This window comes from Lawsonia intracellularis PHE/MN1-00 (genome assembly GCF_000055945.1).
GTDB classification, from domain to species: Bacteria; Desulfobacterota; Desulfovibrionia; order Desulfovibrionales; family Desulfovibrionaceae; genus Bilophila; species Bilophila intracellularis.
In genome coordinates this window covers 612339-631793 of record NC_008011.1, presented here as the reverse complement: position 1 = coordinate 631793, position 19455 = coordinate 612339, and the positions used below count along the sequence as shown (strand labels likewise).

Genomic DNA, 19455 nt, shown 5'->3' with positions numbered 1-19455 from the left:
ATTTCTCCTGATAAAAAAGGATATTTATGAGGTTCTTGTAGAGATGTAATTGAGGCATTCTATGAGTATGGTTTTGTATTCAGGCTTGGGAACATTAGTTAATAATTCTAAATTTGTTAAAGCTTTTTGAAAATAAACATTGGCTAATTCCCGTGTTTTTTGATCAAAATTTTGTTCATGGATGACCCTGGTAATAGTAAGTATCTCTTCATCTGTAAAGTTATGAGTTTGAAATTTTTTTATAAATATATTTTTTTCTTCTAAAGAAAGTGTTTTTAAATAGTAAAAAAGTGGTGGTGTAAATTTGCCTTCTCGTATATCTCCTCCTTCAGGTTTGCCTGTATCTTTAGAAGGTAAGAAGTCTAATGCATCATCTATGATTTGAAAAGCAATACCAAGATTATAGCCAAATAAAGCAGCAACATCCACCTGTTGTGGAGTAGCACCTGCTTTCAGTGCACCAACTTTACAAGCTGCTTGAATAACCCAAGCTGTTTTTCCAGTAATAATTTCTAAATAAATATTTTTGTTTTCCCATATTTCCCCTTGATTATATATCTCAAGAATTTCACCATGTGCTGTTTGGTAAAGAGCTTGGGATATCGTTAGGATACATTTCTGACATCCATAGGTTGCTACAAGTAAATTGCCTTTTGCAAGCAGTGCGTCACCTGCAAGTATAGTAGAAACAGTCCCAAAGAGGTTATGAGCTGTAATAGTATTACGTCTTAATAGCGCATTATCTAATACATCATCATGTAGTAATGTCGCTGCATGAAGAAACTCAACTGAAATTGCTAATGGATAGATATCATCCTCATTATAACCAAAAAGTCGAGAGAGGAGGATAGTAAGCATTGGACGTAATCTTTTACCTTTTGAGAGAAGAATATGTTCAGCTACAGGCTGAATAGATGAAGGGAGTTCTGCTATGCTTTTTTTTATAGCAGCATTAATGTAAGGCAGCTCTTGTTCTATATAAGTAGTATAGATATTCATAAAACATTAGTGAGGGTATGTGTTAGTATCATTATATATTATATTATGGTTTTTATACTACTTTAATTAATACAGATGATGTTATCTTACTAAGCAAAATTTACTATAGGTATTCAATTATAATTCATGGTATTTAATGTAATGATAACATCATTCTTATAAAGAAGATTATTTTTATTCATTGTATTTTGATAATAATACCTTACCTTATTATAGATACTAATGGTATACTGTGATAACATATATTAAGTATTAAGTATGGTACACTAGCAAACTTTTTTGCAAAGAAATAACTATGATTGAGTTATTTCTTTGCATTATTAAGAAAAGATTATAAGTGGTTAGACCAATACTTTTTGAAAAGATAACATACATTAAAAAAAGAGCCATGTAAGTAAAATAAAACATGGGAAAAGGATACAAATAGACCATAACATGTATCCAAAGAAACTTGGCATAGATATTCCATGTGTTACAGCAATAGAACGAACCATAAAGTTAGGTGCATTCCCAATATAAGTAACTGCCCCCATAAATACTGAGCCAGCAGAAATAGCACATAAAGTTTTTGCCCATTCCCCCATTAGATGAGTAGCATCACCTGTGGCTGTATTAAAAAATACTAGATAAGTTGGAGCATTATCTAAAAAGGATGAAAGAATACCTGTAAGCCAAAAAAACATACTATTAACAGGCTGTCCATCTTTAAAAACAAGTTCAATAACCGGAGCAAGGACACCATGTTCTCCAGCTCTAAGGATAGTTATTGCAGGAATCATACTAATAAAAATACCTATAAAGAGTTTTGCAACTTCTTGTATGGGTTCCCAAGAAAATCCATTAAGTTTTCGAGACTCTTTTTTTGTCAGCTTGAGAGATATTCCTGTTAATAATAGGAGTATAATATCTCTAGAGAGGTCTTGTAGAGCTATGCTTATTCCATAGATGTTGATAGATATATCAGGATTCCATACTCCTGACATTAATACAGTAAGAACTACACAAAGTAAAAGTATAAGATTTACTTTTCCTTCAATTCCTAACTGACCTGGATTATCTGATATATTTTGAGGTAAAGGAGAGCCTTCTTTTTTATATAATATACTATCAAGTATAAAATAGATAGTAAGTAAAAGGATAGAAAGAATAACTGTCATAGGAAAGAGGTGTGTTGTTGTCCAAAAAAAGTGAACACCTTTAAGAAAGCCTAAAAATAAGGGAGGATCACCTAGTGGAGTTAAGGAACCTCCTATATTGGCTACAAGGAAAATAAAAAATATTACAGAATGTATAACATATTTTCTATGTTCATTTGCACGAATGAGTGGACGAATAAGTAGCATTGCTGCACCAGTAGTACCCATCCAGCTTGCTAATATAGTTCCAATAAAAAGAAGTCCTGTGTTGACTATTGGTTTTCCAATAAGGTGACCTTTGAGACGAACGCCTCCTGCTACTGTAAAGAGTACAAGAAGTAAGACAATAAATGGAATATACTCAAGGAATATTGTATGTAAGAGTTGATAAGCTGTTAGAGGTATTCCAAATATAACAGCACAGGGAATGAGAAAGGCAAGTCCCCAGAAGACAGAAATTTTCCCAAAGTTATGATGCCAGAAGTGAGGAATTATAAGAGGTCCAAGAGCAATTGATAGAAGCATACAAATAAAAGGTATTACCCATATTATTGAAAGTTCTGTGCCATGTAATTCGTAGTGTCCAGTTGCAGCTAATACACTAAATGGTATGAAGAATAATATTGTAAGTACTAGGAAGAGAACATGGAATAGCTTCATGTTTGCTCCTTATAAGTATAATTTGCAGTAGTAAGTAAGAAAAAAAGAGTTAAATTTTTTCAGAATACTAACTAACTATAACAATTTGATTATTATAATATAACCATAACTACCATCATAATTAACATGTGAGAATAACGATGTTATATAAAACTATGCATTGTTTTTATGAAATGTTTTACATACAATAAACAATCTCTACAGTTAGAGCAAGAAGAGAGTGAGTAAGTTCTGAGACAAAGAGGTAATATGCGGATTGCTATTGTTCATTATTGGCTTATAGGAATGCGAGGAGGAGAGAAAGTTATTGAGTCTCTTTGTCGTCTTTACCCTCAAGCGGATATTTTTACTCACTGTGTAGATAAGGATCAACTTTCACCTTTATTAAAAAATAAGACTATTTATACTACATTTATTAATAGTCTTCCTTTTGCAACTCGGTACTATAAGTATTATCTTCCGCTTATGCCTTTAGCTCTAGAACAGCTTGATCTTCGGGGGTATGATTTAATAATTTCCAGCGAATCCGGCCCTGCAAAAGGACTTATTGTTCATTCTTCTGCTCGACATATATGTTATTGTCATACTCCCATGAGGTATTTATGGGACTGTTATCACACTTATCTTGAGAATAAAGGTATAGTAACACGAACTATCATTCGTCCTATTTTTCATTACTTACGGATGTGGGATATAAGTTCTGCGGTACACCCTGATATTATTCTTGCAAATTCTCATACAGTAGCACAACGTGTGCAACGTTGCTGGGGACGTTCAGCTTCTGTTATTTATCCACCTGTTGAGCTTGACCTATTTAAACCCACAAGAGATGTTGGTGATTATTACCTATGTTTTGGTCAGCTTGTAGAGTATAAGAGGGTAGATTTGGCTATTAAAGTTGCATCGGAAACAGGTCGTAAATTAATTGTTGCTGGTGATGGAGATGCATATACAAAACTTAAACAACTGGCAGGTCCAAGTGTTATTTTTATAGGTAAAATTTCTATGGACGAAAGGGCTAAATTACTAGCTGGTTGTCGTGCACTACTCTTCCCTGGGGAAGAAGATTTTGGTATAGTTCCTATAGAAGCTATGGCATCAGGAAGACCTGTCATTGCTTATAGCAAAGGAGGGGCATCAGAAACAGTTTCTGATGGTATAACAGGTTTTTTCTTTCATGAACAAACACCAGAAGCTTTATTAAAGGCTATTGAGTATTTTGAAAAACATGAACATACCATTAATACTCAGCAGCTTGTAAAACATGCCTCTAAATTTAGTGAGACTCAATTTCATCAAGCGTTTTCAAAAGTTGTTGATAACTTATGTGCTAGTAAGGATAACATACAATAATTGTTTTATATTTTTAGTTAACCTTAGCTATACTAATATATAGTTCATTCATTACAATATGATTAAGGTAAAAAAGTTTTTTTTAAACTTCACGACAAGGCGTACACTAATATTAGTATGCTCAGACTGTATAGCACTTTTAAGTACAGTTATTATTGCTGCATATATACGGAATATTTTTACACCAGTCGAATTTTCACAACATTGGACCTTATTATTATTCCTTCTTGTAGCTATTTTTGTTAATTATATGAAGGAACTTTATGATGCTACGCCTCCACCTCTTCCTGAAGAGGTGAAAAGTTTGAGTCTTTCAGTTTCATTAGCTTATTTTTGTATTGCTATTTATTTATTCTTTTTTAGAGCAGATCTTCCTTCTCGTCTTGTTTATATGGCCTCTTGGATGGCAAGTTTAATTGTTGTTCCTGTCATTCGTTGTAATGTTAGGCAGTATTTTTCAAGAAAATCTTGGTGGGGAATACCAACAATTTTTTTGGGCAATGGTAGTATTCTTTCATTGATTCAAAAATATTTAGTAAAACATCCAGAATTTGGTTTAACACCTATGGGCTATGCGTATTCTATAAATCAAACAATAGAAGATAAAGAGGATAAGACTTCCGATGGATATTTAAAACCTTCTTTAATGTACCTTGAGACAGAGCAAAAAATTAAACAATTTGTATCTAACCATCCAAGAAGCTGTGCATTTGTTCTTTTATCAAAAGATGACATATACCATACAAAGCTTGAGAAGGTAGCCACAACTTTGTTTTCTTCCATTATCCTTGTTTCTGAAGATTTTTTTAAGTGTGGTATTCCTCTATGGGTTCGTCCTTTAGAAATTGGTTCTTTCCTTTGTTTGAAAGTAAGACAAAATTTGCTTGATCCACGAAAGCTAGTTGTTAAAAGGTGTATAGATCTTATTTTATCTATTATTATAGGTATTGCTACTTTCCCACTCATTTGTTTTATTGCAATTTGGATACGGTTGGAATCACCAGGGCCTATTTTTTTTAGGCAATTACGTATTGGTCGAGAGGGTAAGCCTATTTGGATAGTGAAGTTTCGTACTATGGTCCAAAATGCAGAACAAGTCTTACAAAAAACTTTAGATGAAAATGAAGAATTAAGAAATGAATGGAAAGCTGATCAAAAGTTACGGTATGATCCAAGAATTACAAAGGTAGGTAAGTTGTTAAGACGAACAAGCTTAGATGAACTTCCTCAAATATGGAATGTACTACTAGGAGATATGAGTCTTGTTGGCCCACGTCCAATTGTAGAAGAAGAGGTAGCCCGCTATGGCGATGCTTATGCTTTGTATATAAAGGTTCGTCCAGGAATTACAGGATTATGGCAAGTATCTGGACGAAATGATTTAACATATAATCAACGTGTACAAACAGACTGGTATTATATTTCTAACTGGTCAGTATGGTTAGATATTGTTATATTAGCTCGTACAATTCCTGTTGTAGTTAAACGTAAGGGTGCATATTGATCCCTTTCTCTTTTTTATAAATCAGTACATTATAGCAAAGAATAAAGGAAATAGAAATGCAGTATTGGCTTTTTAAAAGTGATACCGATTGTTACTCAATCAATGATTTACAGTCTGCACCAAATCAAACAACAAGTTGGGATGGTGTAAGAAATTACCAGGCAAGAAATTTTATGAGAGATGAAATGAGAATAGGAGATCTTGGCTTTTTTTATCATAGTGGGAAATTACCTGAAATTGCTGGTATTGTTAAAGTGGTTAAAGAAAGTTATCCTGATCATACAGCACAAGATCCAGAAAATGATCATTATGATCCATCAGCTACGCCAGAAAATCCAAGATGGTATATGGTCGATGTTCAGTTGGTTAAGGTATTTCATCCAACTATTCCAAGAAATTTATTGCGATTACAGCATGATCTCTCAGGGATGGAACTTTTGAAGGCAGGAAGTCGACTTTCTATTCAACCTGTTTCTCAAGAACATTTTAATAATATTATTAGACTGGCTGACGAAATTCAGAAAGCTAACACTAATTGATTATATCTTTCTTTTTAGTATTAAAGAAAATATGTAACTAGTTTAACTTATCATTATTTAAAAGCAATTAAGCTTTATACTTCTCTAGAGTAAAATTATGTATGAATAGTATTGTTATGAGAAAGAGTAGTCGTTTGAGGAATGAACAGAGATGCTAGTATGCCAATAGTTAAACAAATTATAACAATTCCTAAGCTAACTAGTGGTGAAATATGTATAATTCCTACGACATCAAGTAACATTTTAAATCCAATGTAGGCAAGAATAACAATAATAGATTTTTCAAGGTAACGTAAATAGCGTTTGGCTGCTGCAAGAAGAAAATATAAAGAACGTAGTCCTAGTATAGCAAAAATATTACTTGTATATATAAGGAATGGTTCTTGAGTAATAGCAATAATAGCTGGAATAGAGTCAAAAGCAAACATCACATCTGAGAATTCAATTACAAGAAGACAAAGGAAAAGTGGTGTAGCTTTCCAAATCAATCTATTATGCTCTGAAACTTTTATGAAAAAATTATGTCCATCTAGCTGAGGATGAACAGGCATTAACCAACGTGCTATTTTAACAGACCAATGCTTAGAGTAATCTATTATCTCACTATGCTTCTTTTTTTGCTCTTTCCACATTTTCCATGCTGTCCATAGTACAAAAATACCAAAACTAGCTAATGCATAAGGACCAAAGAGTGTAACAAGTGAACTGCCTACAGCCACAAAAAGAAGTCGCATAACTAATGCACCAAGTATTCCATAGTAAAGTACTCTATGTTGCATTTCATCTTTTATAGAAAAAGAGGCAAAAATAGCCATAATAACAAATAGATTATCGACAGAGAGTGACTCTTCAAGTAAATATCCAGTTAGAAAAAGTTGTGCTTTTTCAAGGCCAAACATACACCCAATATAGATAGCAAATAAAAGCGCAAGAGAGATCCAGATACTAGACCATAAAAAAGCATTTTTTACCGAAATAACTTTATCAGATTTATGTGCATGTAAGTCAAACCATAAACAACTTACTATAATTATTAAAAAAATTATAATTTCTGTAATGGAATATTCACCTAGCATGAGCTCACTCCTTTTCATGCATGAGTAAATAGAACTAGAGCTTAAGATAAGTCATATCTTCTATAATGATAGAGCCTGTTAATAATATATGTTACATTATTATATAAATTGTTAGTAAAGATCTAGGTAAATAAATTAAATATTACTCTAAATATAATTAGAATATATGTATAATTAACTATTATCTACAGTTATACTGTAATAGTATAATAAGATATTATTGTTTTATTAATTACAATATAAATAATACATTTATTATGGAGTAGTTATATTGAATATACTTGGTTTTAATAATGAATAATCTAAGTAGCTATTATTTAATAGATTTATTTTTAGTTTTAGATAGATATACTATAATGAAAAAGGATTATATGAATTTTTTTAGTTAGTGTTGTATAGCTTTTTCATTAATTTTTATTTTAATGGGTTGCCAGAGTAGTATTTTATCTTATCTACATTTATCCTAGACTTTTTTACAGATATAATTTGTCGTGAACAAAGAGTTATTTTTTTATTTTTGTAAAATATAATTTCTTATTCAGAAAGCTGAGAAAACTATTTTTCTTTACTTAATTCAGGTTTTATGTTGTGAAGGGGGGGCTTATTTTTAGAAATTAATATATATTTGTTTTAATCTAATTTTGTTTTAATCTAATTAATAAGTTAACTATAAGGTAACTAACTATATATAGTCTAATAAAATAGAAACGGCTTTAATGGAGACCACATGTCCTCAATTGTATATTTTTTTCTTTCGTTAATTGCCTTGTTTTTAGGGTATATTATATATGGGAAGGTAGTAGAGCGTATATTTGGTGCAGATTACTCTAGAGTTACACCTGTATATAAAATGTTCGATGGTGTTGACTATGTTAAGATGGGACCATTTAAAATTTTTTTGATCCAATTGTTAAATATTGCAGGCCTTGGACCAGTTTTTGGGCCTATCCTTGGTGCTCTTTATGGTCCTATTGCTCTTTTTTGGGTAGTTATTGGTTCTATATTTGGTGGAGCTGTTCATGATTACTTTTCAGGGATGATGTCTTTAAGGTACAATGGTAAGTCTGTTCCAGATATTGTAGGATATAATCTTGGTTCTACAATTCGTATCCTTATGCAGGTATTCTCTGTTGTATTACTTATCCTTGTAGGGGTAGTTTTTGTTGCTGGTCCAGCTGGGCTTCTTGAGAAATTGACAGGTATTGATGCAATGTTTTTTGTATCTATTATTTTTGCATATTATTTTCTTGCAATGATATTGCCAATAGATAAGCTTATTGGCCTTATTTATCCATACTTTGCTTTATTACTTGTTTTTATGGCTATTGGTCTTTTAGTGATGTTAATAGTTAAAGGATATCCGTTTTATCCAAGTATTAACTTGATTAACCAACATCCTGCAGGATTACCTATTTGGCCTATGGTTTTTATTACAATTGCTTGTGGGGCATTAAGTGGTTTTCATGCTACTCAATCTCCCATGATGGCAAGATGTCTTCCTAACGAAAGATATGGCCGGCCTGTATTTTTTGGAGCAATGATAGCCGAAGGTGTCATTGCACTTATTTGGGTTACGTTAGGAATGTCTTTCTATGAAAATTCTTCAGCATTAGCTGCTGCACTAGGTCCTGAAGGTAATGCAGCACTTGTTGTTGACGAGGTTTCAAAAGTTTTGTTGGGAACAGTTGGAGGTACCTTAGCGATTCTTGGTGTGGTTATACTCCCAATTACATCAGGTGATACAGCTTTTCGCTCTGCAAGATTAACAATTGCTGATGCATTTGGTTTTGATCAGGCATCAGGTAAAAATCGTCTACTACTTACAATTCCTATTTTTGCTATTGGTGTTGCTCTGAATTTTATGTCTTTTGGAATTCTTTGGAGATATTTTGGTTGGGCTAATCAGACACTTGCGGCAATTGTTCTTTGGGCTGCAGCAGCCTACTTACTCCATCGTGAACGTTTTCATTGGATTGCTACTGTTCCTGCAATGTTTATGACAGCAGTCTGTGTATCTTATATTTGTTTTGAGGAAAATATGGGATTTGGTATTTCTTATGACTTGTCAAATATTATTGCGATCACATTTAGTGTATTATGTGGGATAACATTACTGACAGTAGGACGTAAACGCCAACCAGATGAACCTATTGATAGTTAAACTAGCTGAATGGGATTTTATCAATATCTTTTTATTGAATTCATTGAAAAATATAGTAATATTAAGAGGTATGGATATTATATTCCATTCCTCTTAATTTCTTCTTTAAATAGTGTGTGATGAAAAAACAGTATTATTTTAGAGAGTTAAAAACTCAAATTCAACTTACTATTCCAATAGTCCTTGCACAAATATTTATGACTGCAATGGGATTTGTTGATATGGTTATGACAGGATATGTAAGTGCCATGGATATGGCTGCTGTTGCTTTAGGTAGTTCTATATGGGTTCCTTTAATTCTTTTTTTTCAAGGGATACTACAGGCATTACATCCGGTTATTTCACAGTGGAGAGGTGAAGGATACACTGAACATATTGGTCATGTCCTACGTCAGGGGATATGGCTTGCTACTTTTTTATCTTTACCATTGTTCTTTATTGCATATATTCTTTCTTTTCAGATGGGGAAATTAGGATTAGAGGAACAATTAGCTGATCTTTCAGGTCAATATTTAAGGGCTATTGCCTGGGGAACTCCAGGCTTTTTATATTTTGTTGTTATCCGGTGTTATTTTGAAGGTATGGCATTTATGAGGCCATCAATGATTGGAGGTTTTATAGGCCTTCTTTTTAATGTTCCCTTAAACTATATTTTTATTTTTGGTAAGTGTGGTCTACCTGCTCTTGGTGGTGTTGGATCAGGCTTTGCTACAGGTATAGTATATTGGGTAATGTTTTTTGTTATTTTTTGTTATGCAATGACTCTACCAGATGTTCGAAGATTTTTATCGTTTAAAAATTGGGTTGAATGGATAGATAAAAAAACACAATGGCAATTGTTACGTATTGGTTTCCCTGGAGCTCTTGGTGTTTTTTTTGAAGTAACATCTTTTGCTATTATTGCTTTATTGGTTGCTCCTCTAGGTGTTACAATTATTGCAGGACATGAAATAGCACTAAATTTTAGTGCACTTCTTTTTATGATTCCATTTTCGCTTGCTATTACTGCTACAATTCGTACAGGTTATAGTATTGGCAGGCATTCATATGAAATGTTACATTGTGTCAGCTTTGTCTCTCTAAGTTTGGGATTATTTATTGCATTATGCTCTATTATATTTATTCTTACACTTCGTTATGAAATAGCAGGAATCTATAATAATGATGTTGAAGTATTAAAAGTAGCAACTTCTTTAATGATTTTTACTGCTATCAATCAATGCTTTGAAGCATTACAAGCAATCACAATGGGTATTATTAAAGGATATAAAGATACAAAGACAGTGTTCTATATAACACTTTTTGCTTATTGGTTTTTTGCAATACCTGTAGGATACATCCTTGGGAGAACAAATTGGTTTGTTGAGCCAATGGGAGTAACTGGTTTTTGGTTAGCACTATTAGGAGGGCTTTCTTTAGCAGGTGTTCTTGGTTTATGGAGAGTAACCATTCTTGAGCACAAATTTTATAAGAAGGTAAGTAAGGGATTATAATCTATTTTTATACTAAGTTATATATTAAGGCCTAAAATTTGCATGTTAAATTCTAATGTATAAGAATATCATCTTTTGGGGGATTATATGTCTATAGCCAAGTCACCATTTATTCTTGGCGGTACATCACCAGAACATGCGAAAGTCTTTAAGAGAACTTCAGGACAAAAAATTGACAATGAATCTTTTTCAGAAATGGTTGGAAAAACTTCTGAAGTAACAGTAGAAACTCAAGAAAATAGTAAAGATACAAAAGGGTTAAATGTAATTTCTCGCCTTTTTGCTAATGGATTGGCAATGGGAGAGGCTCAACATCAGCAAAATGAAATGGTGATGCAGTCTATATTACCTCAAAATCAACAACATAAAAATAGTGTACCATTAACTCAAGCTGTATCTGGGATACCACTTCATAAAGAAAATAAAGGGATCCCTTTTAGTAAAGGGATTCCTCTTGATGCCAAAAGAGATATTATTTTTTCTGCCCGTAATATAGCATTAAATAGAAAACATGGGGGAATGAATACTCAACAGACAATAAGTAGAAGTAAAACAGAATTAAATACAGCTAATATAACTCTAAATAAAACTATACAAAATGAAACAAGGATAGGGCAGCTTTCTGCTCGATTTGAATCTGGAAATGAAGGTATTTCTGCTATAGGTTATGATCGAACTGGTGGAACTTCATATGGGAAGTATCAAATAGCATCAAAGCCAGGAAGTATGGATCAATTTATAAAGTTTCTTGAGAGAGAAAATCCTAATATAGCAGCACGGTTAAAAAGTGCAGGACCTGCTGACACTGGTAGTCGTGATGGGAAAATGCCGCAAGTATGGAGATCTATAGCTCAAGAACAACCCGAACTTTTTGAGGATTTACAAAAACGTTTTATTTCTGAAAGTCATTATCAACCTGCCTTAAAAGGTATTAAAGCAGCAGGATATGAAGTAGAATCTTTGTCTCCAGCAATGCATGAAGTTTTATGGAGTACAGCAGTTCAGCATGGACCTTCAGGTGCTGTAAGAATTTTTACTCAGTCTGCTAATATGGTTGGTATTTCTGAAGGACAATCTATTGGTGACCAAGAGGAACAACAACTTATTAAAAGTATTTATGAGTTGAGAGGTACACTTTTTGGCTCTTCAACAGCTGAAATACAAGCATCTGCACTACGTAGAATGCAAGATGAAAAGAATCTGGCATTAGCTATGTTACAGCCTAATAAGACTATAGTTTAATATAATCTTTTAATAAGATAGGTAAAGGGTATTGATAGATATTAGTCGTTTTTAGTATTGAGCAGTGCACAAAGTATAGCATCTGCCTGCATACTAGCAGCCATATTAACACGAGGGGCTAGTGGAGGATTTATAGAAGATACTCCATAGGTATGATCTCCAACTACTAAGAGTTTTTTGCCTAGCTGTTTTTGTGTCATAGGTAGCCCACCCCATCCTGCAACACCTGATGCAGATATAACAGTATAATCTACAGTAATAAGTGTTTCTACAAGCATTTTTTTAGTGATAGCATTGTCTACTGCTTCTATAACAAACTGACAGTCTTCAAATAGAGTTAAGATATTGTTAGGATTCATGTATTGTTGATATATTGTAAGTTTTAACCCAGGATTAATGTTAAGAAGAACTTCTTTTAGTGCTTCAACTTTTGGCATACCAATATGAGATGGTAAATACTGTTGCCTGTTAAGATTAGAAACACTAACAATATCATGATCAACAATGACTAAATGACCTATTCCTGTTCGGGTAAGTAATACCGCACAGTTTGAACCTAGTCCTCCAGCACCTGCTATACCTATAGTAGCATTAGAAAGCTTTGTTTGCAGTGATTCAGGTAAGTGCTCATCCATAACATTTTTCCAATGAAAGGTAGACATGTTATTCCTTTAATGCATAGGTGCATTAGATAATTTTATCCAGTTTTTAAAAATAGGTTGATAACCTTTTGCTTTTATTGCTGTAATTATTTGCTCTACAGAGCGTGTATCTGCAATTTCGAATTGGGCAATATTATCTTTTGCTATATGATGATCAGTATGCCCTCCTACAGCAGTAGAAACTCCTGCAGACATTTTTGTAACACTAAGAGATATTAATCTATCTCTGAGAGAGGGTTTTTCGCGTGTTGAAAGAATAATACCAGATGTTGGTAAAAATAGTCGTATAGCTTGAATAGCTTGTACAAGGTTTTTATCAGATACAGGATAGTAATCAGAGAAATATCCTTCATGAGGGCGTATCCGAGGTACAGAGATAGTAAGATCCACTCCAGGATATTCATTTTGTAACCAATTTGCATGGAGGCCTACATAAAATATATCTCTCCACCAGTGGTCTAGGCCTAATAGTGCACCAAGTGTTATAAAGCGAATGCCTGCAGATGCAGCTCTACTTTGTGCTTCTAAACGAAAACGGAAATTTTGTTTAGTTCCCTTAGTATGAAGTGCCATATAACGTTTTTCGTTATATGTTTCTTGAAATAACGTCATAGAATCTACTCCAGTACATTCAAGCAATTCGTATTCTTTTTTTTCAATGGCATAAATTTCGATTCCTACGCTAGGAAAATAGTTATTAAGACATTGAATAGCTTCTTTAAGATAAGCTATAGTTGCTTTAGATGGAGCATCACCTGTTAAGAGTAAAATATGTCTAAGCCCAGTTGCAGCAATAGCAGCAGCTTCTTTTTCGATTTCTTCAATTGTTAACTGTATTCTTTTTATACGGTTAGTTGCGCTAAAACTACAATATTTACAATTATTTATGCAAAAATTAGAGAGGTAGAGAGGAGTAAAAAGTTGTATAGTTTTTCCAAAATATCGGATTGTCTGTTCTTGAGCAATAGAAGCCATTTTTTCTAGAAAAGAAGTTGCAGTAGGCGATAGTAATATTAATAAGTGTTCTATGGAGAGTGATAGACCTCTTTCTGCTAGATTTAATGTATGCGATACTTGTGACTCTGTAACAGAGTTGAACATGTTCTGTATTTGGTTAGGAGGCCACTTGCATAATGTATGATAGAAAGAATTAATAGGAGTCATCTAAAAAACCTGTTAAAGGGGAAGATGCAGAAGCTTTGCCTGTAAGAACAGGTCCTGTTTTTGCAAGCCATGCTTCTCTTCCTGCTTGTATTGCATTCCCAAATGCTTTAGCCATGAGTATAGGATCATCAGATGTAGCTATAGCAGTATTAACTAAACAAGCTGCAGCTCCTAACTCCATTGCTTCACAAGCTTGAGAAGGTTTGCCTATCCCTGCATCAACAATAATTGGAAGTTTTATTTCTTCAATAAGTATTTGAATCATTTCTTTTGTCATTAATCCTCTATTTGTGCCAATAGGAGCACCTAAAGGCATTATTGCTGCTGCACCTGCATTAGCAAGATCTCGAGCAACATAGAGATCAGGATTCATATATGGTAATACAATAAATCCATCATTAGCAAGAACTTCAGTTGCTTTTGCTGTATCATATCCATCAGGAAGAAGGTACCTAGAATCTGAGATAACTTCAATTTTTATCCAGTTTCCACAGCCAGCAGCTTGTGCCATACGAGCTATCCGTATAGCCTCATTAGCATTTCGTGCTCCTGAGGTATTGGGAAGTAGTTGTATTGTACGAGGAATATAAGAAAGAAAATTTTCTTTCTTATTGTCTAGTTCCACACGTCGTAGTGCTACTGTTATAACTTCAGCTCCAGAGGATTTAATAATATCAGGTATTATAGCATCATTACCATATTTCCCTGTTCCAAGGAATAATCGACTTTTTAATTTAACATTCCCGAGCTGAAAAGTATCATCTTGCATTATTACTCCAACATATTACAATAAAAAAGAGTTCTATAGTCTATATAAAGCTTTTTAACCTCCCCCAACAAAATGTAAGAGTTCAAGAGTGTCTTTTTCTTCCAGGATTGTTGAAGAGAAATGTTTAGTAGGAATAAGTTCTTTATTTTTTTCTATAATAACAGTATCAGATGAAAGTTGTAGTTGGAGAAGAAGGTCTGTAATAGTACTTTGTTCATTACATATAATAGGTTTTCCATTTACTGTGATATTCATAATATTATCCTAAAGATAGATATAAGTAAAAAACGTCCAATTTGTGGATGGACGTTTGATTATCATACATAAATAGTTAACTATTATGCTATCCCTACGGTAGTATTAACTACATCAGGTTCCAAGGGTCAGGGTCCATCCCACTCTCAGCCTTGTTTGTCATTTAGGCTCCCCTAACAATATAAGTTTAACGTGAAGAATAGCAGTTGTAAATTGTTATATACATAGAGTTTAATTTTAAATTATAAAAATCCAATTATTTATAACTATTAACGAATAAAATAGTTATTTATTGTTAGGGGTGGTTAGTATAATTGTATAATGAGATTTTTTTATTATTCTATTATCTAGCTGGTGTTATACCAAAGATTGATAATGACTTGCTTCAATTGAAGTCATAAGCTAATAACAGATTATGAAATATGTTGCTATTGATTATGGAACAAAATATACAGGGATAGCTGTTAGTGACTCTATGGGGGTTTTTGCTTTTCCAAAACAATCAATTATAATGACAACACAAAAAGAGTTTTTTATAAAATTAGTTGAACTAATTTATGTAGAGTCTCCAGATGCACTAGTTGTAGGCTTACCTGTTTTATTTGATAACTCAGAAACACTTATTACACGTCAGGTCAGAAATTTTATCAAACGATTGAAACATAAAATAATGCTTCCTGTCTTTTTAATGAAAGAAATATTGAGTAGTTACGAAGCAAAGTTGGATCTTCAGTCTGTCGGTTACAGAAAAAATAAGATAAAATCTGTTCTTGATCAACAGGCTGCTGTTCGTATTTTACAATCATTTTTGGACCAATCTGAAAGTGAGCGTGTTCAAGTATGAGTTTTAATACTGGAGAGTTCGAATATTCAGGACCACCACCTGGCAACTCCTCAAGCTTATGGCTTAAGCTATTATTAATTATTTTTGTTATATTTATTTGTGTTATTGGATTTATTGGATATCAAATTTTTTCTTTTTTAGATACGCCTGGTTCTACTCCTGGTAAGGAGATAGAAATAGCTATTCCTCCAGGAACAAAGTTTCATGTACTGTCTTTATATCTTCAAGATATAGGTGCAATTACAGACGTAAATAAGTTTGAAATACTTGCTAAATGGAAGGGAATGAGTGATAAAGTAAAGAGTGGTCGATTCCTTATTAATACAGGATGGACGCCACAAGCTCTTCTTGATTACCTTGTAACTGGTTCTCCACTTCTTAATAGAATAACTATTCCAGAAGGACTTCCTTGGTGGGAAGTTGGAAAACGTCTAGAAAAAGCAGGATTTGTTCGTTTTGAAGATTTTAAAACAGTCATTCATGACCCTGAGTTTCTGAGATATTGGGGGATACCATTTCATAATGCAGAAGGTTTTTTATTTCCAGATACATATCTCTTAGCACGTCCATTTAAACAAAACGTTGAATCTGCGAAAATTATTGTTGGAAGGTTAATTGACACATTTTGGAGGAAAACAGCTCCACTATGGCCAAATGGGATGCGTCCAAGCTTTAGAAATGCTTCTGTTATTAAGCAGCCATTAATTCTTGCTTCAATTATTGAAAAAGAAACACATTTCCCAGGTGAACGTCGTAAAGTATCTGGTGTTTATACAAATAGGCTTGCTGTGGGAATGCCATTATATGCTGACCCTACAGTTATTTATGGCTTAGGGGAAAACTTTGATGGGAAATTACGTCGTAGTCAATTACAAGATAAGAATAATCCATATAATACATATGTGAATAAAGGATTACCTCCAGGGCCTATTGCATCTCCAGGTCTTGATAGTATTCGAGCAGCATTAAATCCTGAAGAGCACAACTACTATTATTTTGTTGCTCGTGGTGATGGATCACATGTTTTTAGTACAAATTTGGACAGTCATAATAGAATGGTTAAAATATACCAACTTCCTTTAAGAAAAGGAGATACTGGTTCATTAATTCATGGAGGTGTAGCTCCTTCTAAAGTTCAAGAAGATCTTTTGCCTCTAAAAGAAACAGTACCACCATCTTAATTATTTTTACTTTTTAGGATTGCTAGTTCCTCTTTTTTATCTATATAACTGTATTGTACTATGATTAAAATATTTTTCATCTTATAATAAGTTATTATTACTACCTTTGTCATTACAGTTGTGTTTAGAGTACAAGCAGTAATTTGTTTATATATTTCACTAGATTATAAGAGTAGATTTAGTAGCATATTCATGTTGTTAGTTAATGTATAATGATGAGCTATAGGTGTAAAAAAATCTCTCCATATTAGGAGAGATTTTTTTAGGTAGGATTTTTTTAATACTATCTACTTAAGCAAGAGCTTGAAGAAGAAGCAGTGCTACTATATTAATAATTTTTATCATTGGGTTAATTGCTGGTCCGGCAGTATCTTTATAAGGATCACCAACAGTATCACCTGTTACAGCAGCTTTATGTGCCTCAGAACCTTTACCACCATGGTGTCCATCCTCAATATATTTTTTTGCATTATCCCATGCACCTCCACCTGATGTCATAGATATTGCTACAAATAACCCAGTAACAATAGTTCCCATTAACATTGCTCCTAGTGTAGAGAGCGCAGCATTTTGTCCTCCAATCCAATAAATAATGCAATAAATAATGATAGGTGCAAATACAGGTAGAATAGAGGGCAAAATCATTTCTTTAATAGCTGCTTTTGTAAGCATATCAACAGCAGAACTATAGTCTGGCTTTCCTGTACCTTCCATAATTCCTGGAATTGAACTAAATTGACGACGTACCTCAACAACAACTTCAGCACCTGCTCTTCCAACAGCCATCATTCCTAGAGAACCAAAAAGATATGGTAGTAGTCCTCCTATAAGTAAACCAATGAGGACATATGGATCTTGTAAGCTGAAGTGTATATTAAGAGAAGGGAAAAATCGACCTAGTTCTTCAGTATAGCATGCAAAAAGCACAAGGGCTGCAAGTCCTGCAGAGCCAATAGCATATCCTTTTGTTACAGCTTTTGTTGTATTTCCTACAGCATCAAGGGCGTCAGTGACAGTACGTACTTCACTAGGAAGATTTGACATTTCTGCAATACCACCAGCATTATCTGTTACAGGTCCATAAGCATCTAGTGCTACAATCATTCCTGCAAGAGCAAGCATTGTTGTAGCTGCGATAGAGATGCCAAAAAGACCAGCATTAGCATAAGTGAAGACGATACCAGCACAGATAATTAGTACTGGTAATGCTGTTGACTCCATGGCTATAGCTAATCCTTGGATAATATTTGTTCCATGTCCTGTAGTTGATGCATAAGCAATACTACGAACAGGACGAAACACTGTAGATGTATAATATTCAGTGACCCATACTAATAATGCTGTAATGATTAATCCCGCAAATGAACATGATAATAAGTTTATAATACCAAAAGATTTTCCTTGTGCAGACATTGTTGGTACATCCCAGAAAAGGAGTGTAGTGACCAATGTAATTAAAATAGCAGATGTAATTCCTGTTGCAATAAGCCCTCGATAGAGTGCTTTCATAATCTTATTGTCTTTTGTTAAGCGAACATATTTTGTTCCTATAATAGAACCAATAATACAGACACCACCAATAAGTAAAGGATACATCATCATAATTGATTGGAGTTTGCCTGTAAAATAAATTGCTGCTAGAAGCATACTTGCTACAACTGTAACAGCATATGTTTCAAAGAGATCAGCAGCCATTCCAGCACAATCACCAACGTTATCGCCAACATTGTCTGCAATAACAGCAGGATTCCTAGGATCGTCTTCAGGAATACCTGCTTCAACCTTACCTACAAGGTCAGCACCTACATCAGCACCTTTAGTAAAGATTCCTCCCCCAAGGCGTGCAAAAATGGAAATAAGTGATGCTCCAAAGCTTAATGCTACTAATGCTTCAAGTATAGATTTTTGATCTACTCCAAACATTGAAAGGAGGCCATAATAGAGAGCTACACCAAGTAAACCAAGTCCAACGACAAGCATTCCAGTAATAGCCCCTGCTTTAAAGGCAATATTTAATGCAGGTGCAAGGCCAGAACGTGCTGCTTCTGTTGTACGGACATTTGCACGAACAGATACATTCATTCCAATAAATCCAGTAAGACCTGAAAGAAATGCTCCAATAACAAAACCTAATGCTACTAGGAAAGAAAAAAAGATAGCTAGAAGAATAGTTATTATGATACCAACAATAGCAATAGTTCTATATTGGCGGTTTAAATATGCTTGAGCTCCTTCTTGTATAGCTCCAGCAATTTGTTGCATTTCTTCAGTACCTATATCAGCAGAAAAGACCTGTTTAGAGGTGGTGTAGGCATAATATAGAGCATAAAGACCACATGCTATTACTATAGAAAATGATAAGAACATTTATAAGCCTCACTTATCATAAGGTAAAGGTAAAAGTTGTTAACTTATTC

The 19455-nt window shown here is 33.6% G+C and carries 16 protein-coding genes and 1 riboswitch; of the genes, 8 read left to right on the top strand and 8 right to left on the bottom strand.

The annotated features are described in order from the left end of the window. Positions 1-24: 24 nt before the first annotated feature. Both LI_RS02810 and LI_RS02805 read right to left on the bottom strand, forming a co-directional pair. Positions 25-999 carry a polyprenyl synthetase family protein gene (locus LI_RS02810; RefSeq protein ID WP_011526599.1) on the bottom strand — a complete coding sequence of 325 codons (975 nt, stop codon included), beginning with the start codon at positions 997-999 and terminating at the stop codon, positions 25-27. Positions 1000-1373: 374 nt separating this feature from the next. After that, on the bottom strand, positions 1374-2795 hold the full coding sequence (locus tag LI_RS02805) for a sodium:proton antiporter (RefSeq protein WP_011526598.1): 1422 nt from the start codon (positions 2793-2795) through the stop codon (positions 1374-1376). A gap of 249 nt (positions 2796-3044) precedes the next feature. Here LI_RS02805 and LI_RS02800 point away from each other — a divergent pair, with 249 nt between their 5' ends. The 3 genes from LI_RS02800 to LI_RS02790 are packed head-to-tail and all read left to right on the top strand — an operon-like array spanning position 3045 to position 6191. Then, entirely contained in the window at positions 3045-4148 is a 1104-nt protein-coding gene (locus LI_RS02800) for a glycosyltransferase (RefSeq protein WP_011526597.1), read from the top strand. A gap of 58 nt (positions 4149-4206) precedes the next feature. Continuing rightward, positions 4207-5652 (top strand): undecaprenyl-phosphate galactose phosphotransferase WbaP, encoded by a 1446-nt coding sequence (wbaP, locus tag LI_RS02795; protein WP_011526596.1) that lies wholly within the window; start codon positions 4207-4209, stop codon positions 5650-5652. A 56-nt stretch (positions 5653-5708) separates the two neighbouring features. After that, entirely contained in the window at positions 5709-6191 is a 483-nt protein-coding gene (locus LI_RS02790; RefSeq protein WP_011526595.1) for an EVE domain-containing protein, read from the top strand. Between the two features lie 95 nt (positions 6192-6286). Here LI_RS02790 and LI_RS02785 read toward each other — a convergent pair whose 3' ends face one another. Further along, positions 6287-7267 carry a TerC family protein gene (locus tag LI_RS02785; RefSeq protein ID WP_011526594.1) on the bottom strand — a complete coding sequence of 327 codons (981 nt, stop codon included), beginning with the start codon at positions 7265-7267 and terminating at the stop codon, positions 6287-6289. A gap of 727 nt (positions 7268-7994) precedes the next feature. Between LI_RS02785 and LI_RS02780 the strand changes: the two genes are divergently transcribed. The 3 genes from LI_RS02780 to LI_RS02770 all read left to right on the top strand — a co-directional run bounded on the left by LI_RS02780 (position 7995) and on the right by LI_RS02770 (position 12163). Continuing rightward, positions 7995-9428 (top strand): carbon starvation CstA family protein, encoded by a 1434-nt coding sequence (locus LI_RS02780; protein WP_011526593.1) that lies wholly within the window; start codon positions 7995-7997, stop codon positions 9426-9428. 119 nt (positions 9429-9547) lie between these two features. Continuing rightward, positions 9548-10921: an MATE family efflux transporter gene (locus LI_RS02775; RefSeq protein ID WP_011526592.1), complete on the top strand. Its 1374-nt coding sequence runs from the start codon at positions 9548-9550 to the stop codon at positions 10919-10921. Positions 10922-11008: 87 nt separating this feature from the next. After that, a complete protein-coding gene (locus LI_RS02770) occupies positions 11009-12163 on the top strand; it encodes a VgrG-related protein (protein WP_011526591.1) in 1155 nt (384 codons plus the stop codon). 41 nt (positions 12164-12204) lie between these two features. On the opposite strand, the gene thiF is transcribed toward LI_RS02770, so the two are convergent. The 4 genes from thiF to thiS are packed head-to-tail and all read right to left on the bottom strand — an operon-like array spanning position 12205 to position 15013. Continuing rightward, positions 12205-12825, bottom strand: a complete 621-nt coding sequence (gene thiF, locus LI_RS02765) for a sulfur carrier protein ThiS adenylyltransferase ThiF (protein ID WP_011526590.1) — start codon at positions 12823-12825, stop codon at positions 12205-12207. A 9-nt stretch (positions 12826-12834) separates the two neighbouring features. After that, entirely contained in the window at positions 12835-13989 is a 1155-nt protein-coding gene (gene thiH, locus LI_RS02760) for a 2-iminoacetate synthase ThiH (protein ID WP_219335518.1), read from the bottom strand. After that, positions 13976-14758 carry a thiazole synthase gene (locus LI_RS02755; RefSeq protein WP_011526588.1) on the bottom strand — a complete coding sequence of 261 codons (783 nt, stop codon included), beginning with the start codon at positions 14756-14758 and terminating at the stop codon, positions 13976-13978. Before LI_RS02755 ends, thiH begins: the two co-directional genes overlap by 14 nt. Positions 14759-14812: 54 nt before the next feature. After that, on the bottom strand, positions 14813-15013 hold the full coding sequence (gene thiS / locus LI_RS02750) for a sulfur carrier protein ThiS (protein ID WP_015353743.1): 201 nt from the start codon (positions 15011-15013) through the stop codon (positions 14813-14815). Positions 15014-15086: 73 nt separating this feature from the next. Continuing rightward, positions 15087-15198, bottom strand: a riboswitch (TPP riboswitch). A 230-nt stretch (positions 15199-15428) separates the two neighbouring features. Here thiS and ruvX point away from each other — a divergent pair. Next, positions 15429-15857 carry a Holliday junction resolvase RuvX gene (ruvX, locus tag LI_RS02745; protein ID WP_011526587.1) on the top strand — a complete coding sequence of 143 codons (429 nt, stop codon included), beginning with the start codon at positions 15429-15431 and terminating at the stop codon, positions 15855-15857. Next, positions 15854-17038 carry an endolytic transglycosylase MltG gene (gene mltG, locus LI_RS02740; protein WP_011526586.1) on the top strand — a complete coding sequence of 395 codons (1185 nt, stop codon included), beginning with the start codon at positions 15854-15856 and terminating at the stop codon, positions 17036-17038. Before ruvX ends, mltG begins: the two co-directional genes overlap by 4 nt. A gap of 291 nt (positions 17039-17329) precedes the next feature. Here the strand turns inward: mltG and LI_RS02735 are convergent, their stop codons facing one another. Then, entirely contained in the window at positions 17330-19405 is a 2076-nt protein-coding gene (locus LI_RS02735; RefSeq protein WP_011526585.1) for a sodium-translocating pyrophosphatase, read from the bottom strand. Between the last annotated feature and the right edge of the window lie 50 nt (positions 19406-19455).

What these genes read in the sequence shown, in the direction of transcription:
- LI_RS02810 (WP_011526599.1), bottom strand. Translation starts at nt 999, where the DNA reads ATGAATATCTATACTACTTATATAGAACAAGAGCTGCCTTACATTAAT.
- LI_RS02805 (WP_011526598.1), bottom strand. Translation starts at nt 2,795, where the DNA reads ATGAAGCTATTCCATGTTCTCTTCCTAGTACTTACAATATTATTCTTC.
- LI_RS02800 (WP_011526597.1), top strand. Translation starts at nt 3,045, where the DNA reads ATGCGGATTGCTATTGTTCATTATTGGCTTATAGGAATGCGAGGAGGA.
- wbaP (WP_011526596.1), top strand. Translation starts at nt 4,207, where the DNA reads ATGATTAAGGTAAAAAAGTTTTTTTTAAACTTCACGACAAGGCGTACA.
- LI_RS02790 (WP_011526595.1), top strand. Translation starts at nt 5,709, where the DNA reads ATGCAGTATTGGCTTTTTAAAAGTGATACCGATTGTTACTCAATCAAT.
- LI_RS02785 (WP_011526594.1), bottom strand. Translation starts at nt 7,267, where the DNA reads ATGCTAGGTGAATATTCCATTACAGAAATTATAATTTTTTTAATAATT.
- LI_RS02780 (WP_011526593.1), top strand. Translation starts at nt 7,995, where the DNA reads ATGTCCTCAATTGTATATTTTTTTCTTTCGTTAATTGCCTTGTTTTTA.
- LI_RS02775 (WP_011526592.1), top strand. Translation starts at nt 9,548, where the DNA reads ATGAAAAAACAGTATTATTTTAGAGAGTTAAAAACTCAAATTCAACTT.
- LI_RS02770 (WP_011526591.1), top strand. Translation starts at nt 11,009, where the DNA reads ATGTCTATAGCCAAGTCACCATTTATTCTTGGCGGTACATCACCAGAA.
- thiF (WP_011526590.1), bottom strand. Translation starts at nt 12,825, where the DNA reads ATGTCTACCTTTCATTGGAAAAATGTTATGGATGAGCACTTACCTGAA.
- thiH (WP_219335518.1), bottom strand. Translation starts at nt 13,989, where the DNA reads ATGACTCCTATTAATTCTTTCTATCATACATTATGCAAGTGGCCTCCT.
- LI_RS02755 (WP_011526588.1), bottom strand. Translation starts at nt 14,758, where the DNA reads ATGCAAGATGATACTTTTCAGCTCGGGAATGTTAAATTAAAAAGTCGA.
- thiS (WP_015353743.1), bottom strand. Translation starts at nt 15,013, where the DNA reads ATGAATATCACAGTAAATGGAAAACCTATTATATGTAATGAACAAAGT.
- ruvX (WP_011526587.1), top strand. Translation starts at nt 15,429, where the DNA reads ATGAAATATGTTGCTATTGATTATGGAACAAAATATACAGGGATAGCT.
- mltG (WP_011526586.1), top strand. Translation starts at nt 15,854, where the DNA reads ATGAGTTTTAATACTGGAGAGTTCGAATATTCAGGACCACCACCTGGC.
- LI_RS02735 (WP_011526585.1), bottom strand. Translation starts at nt 19,405, where the DNA reads ATGTTCTTATCATTTTCTATAGTAATAGCATGTGGTCTTTATGCTCTA.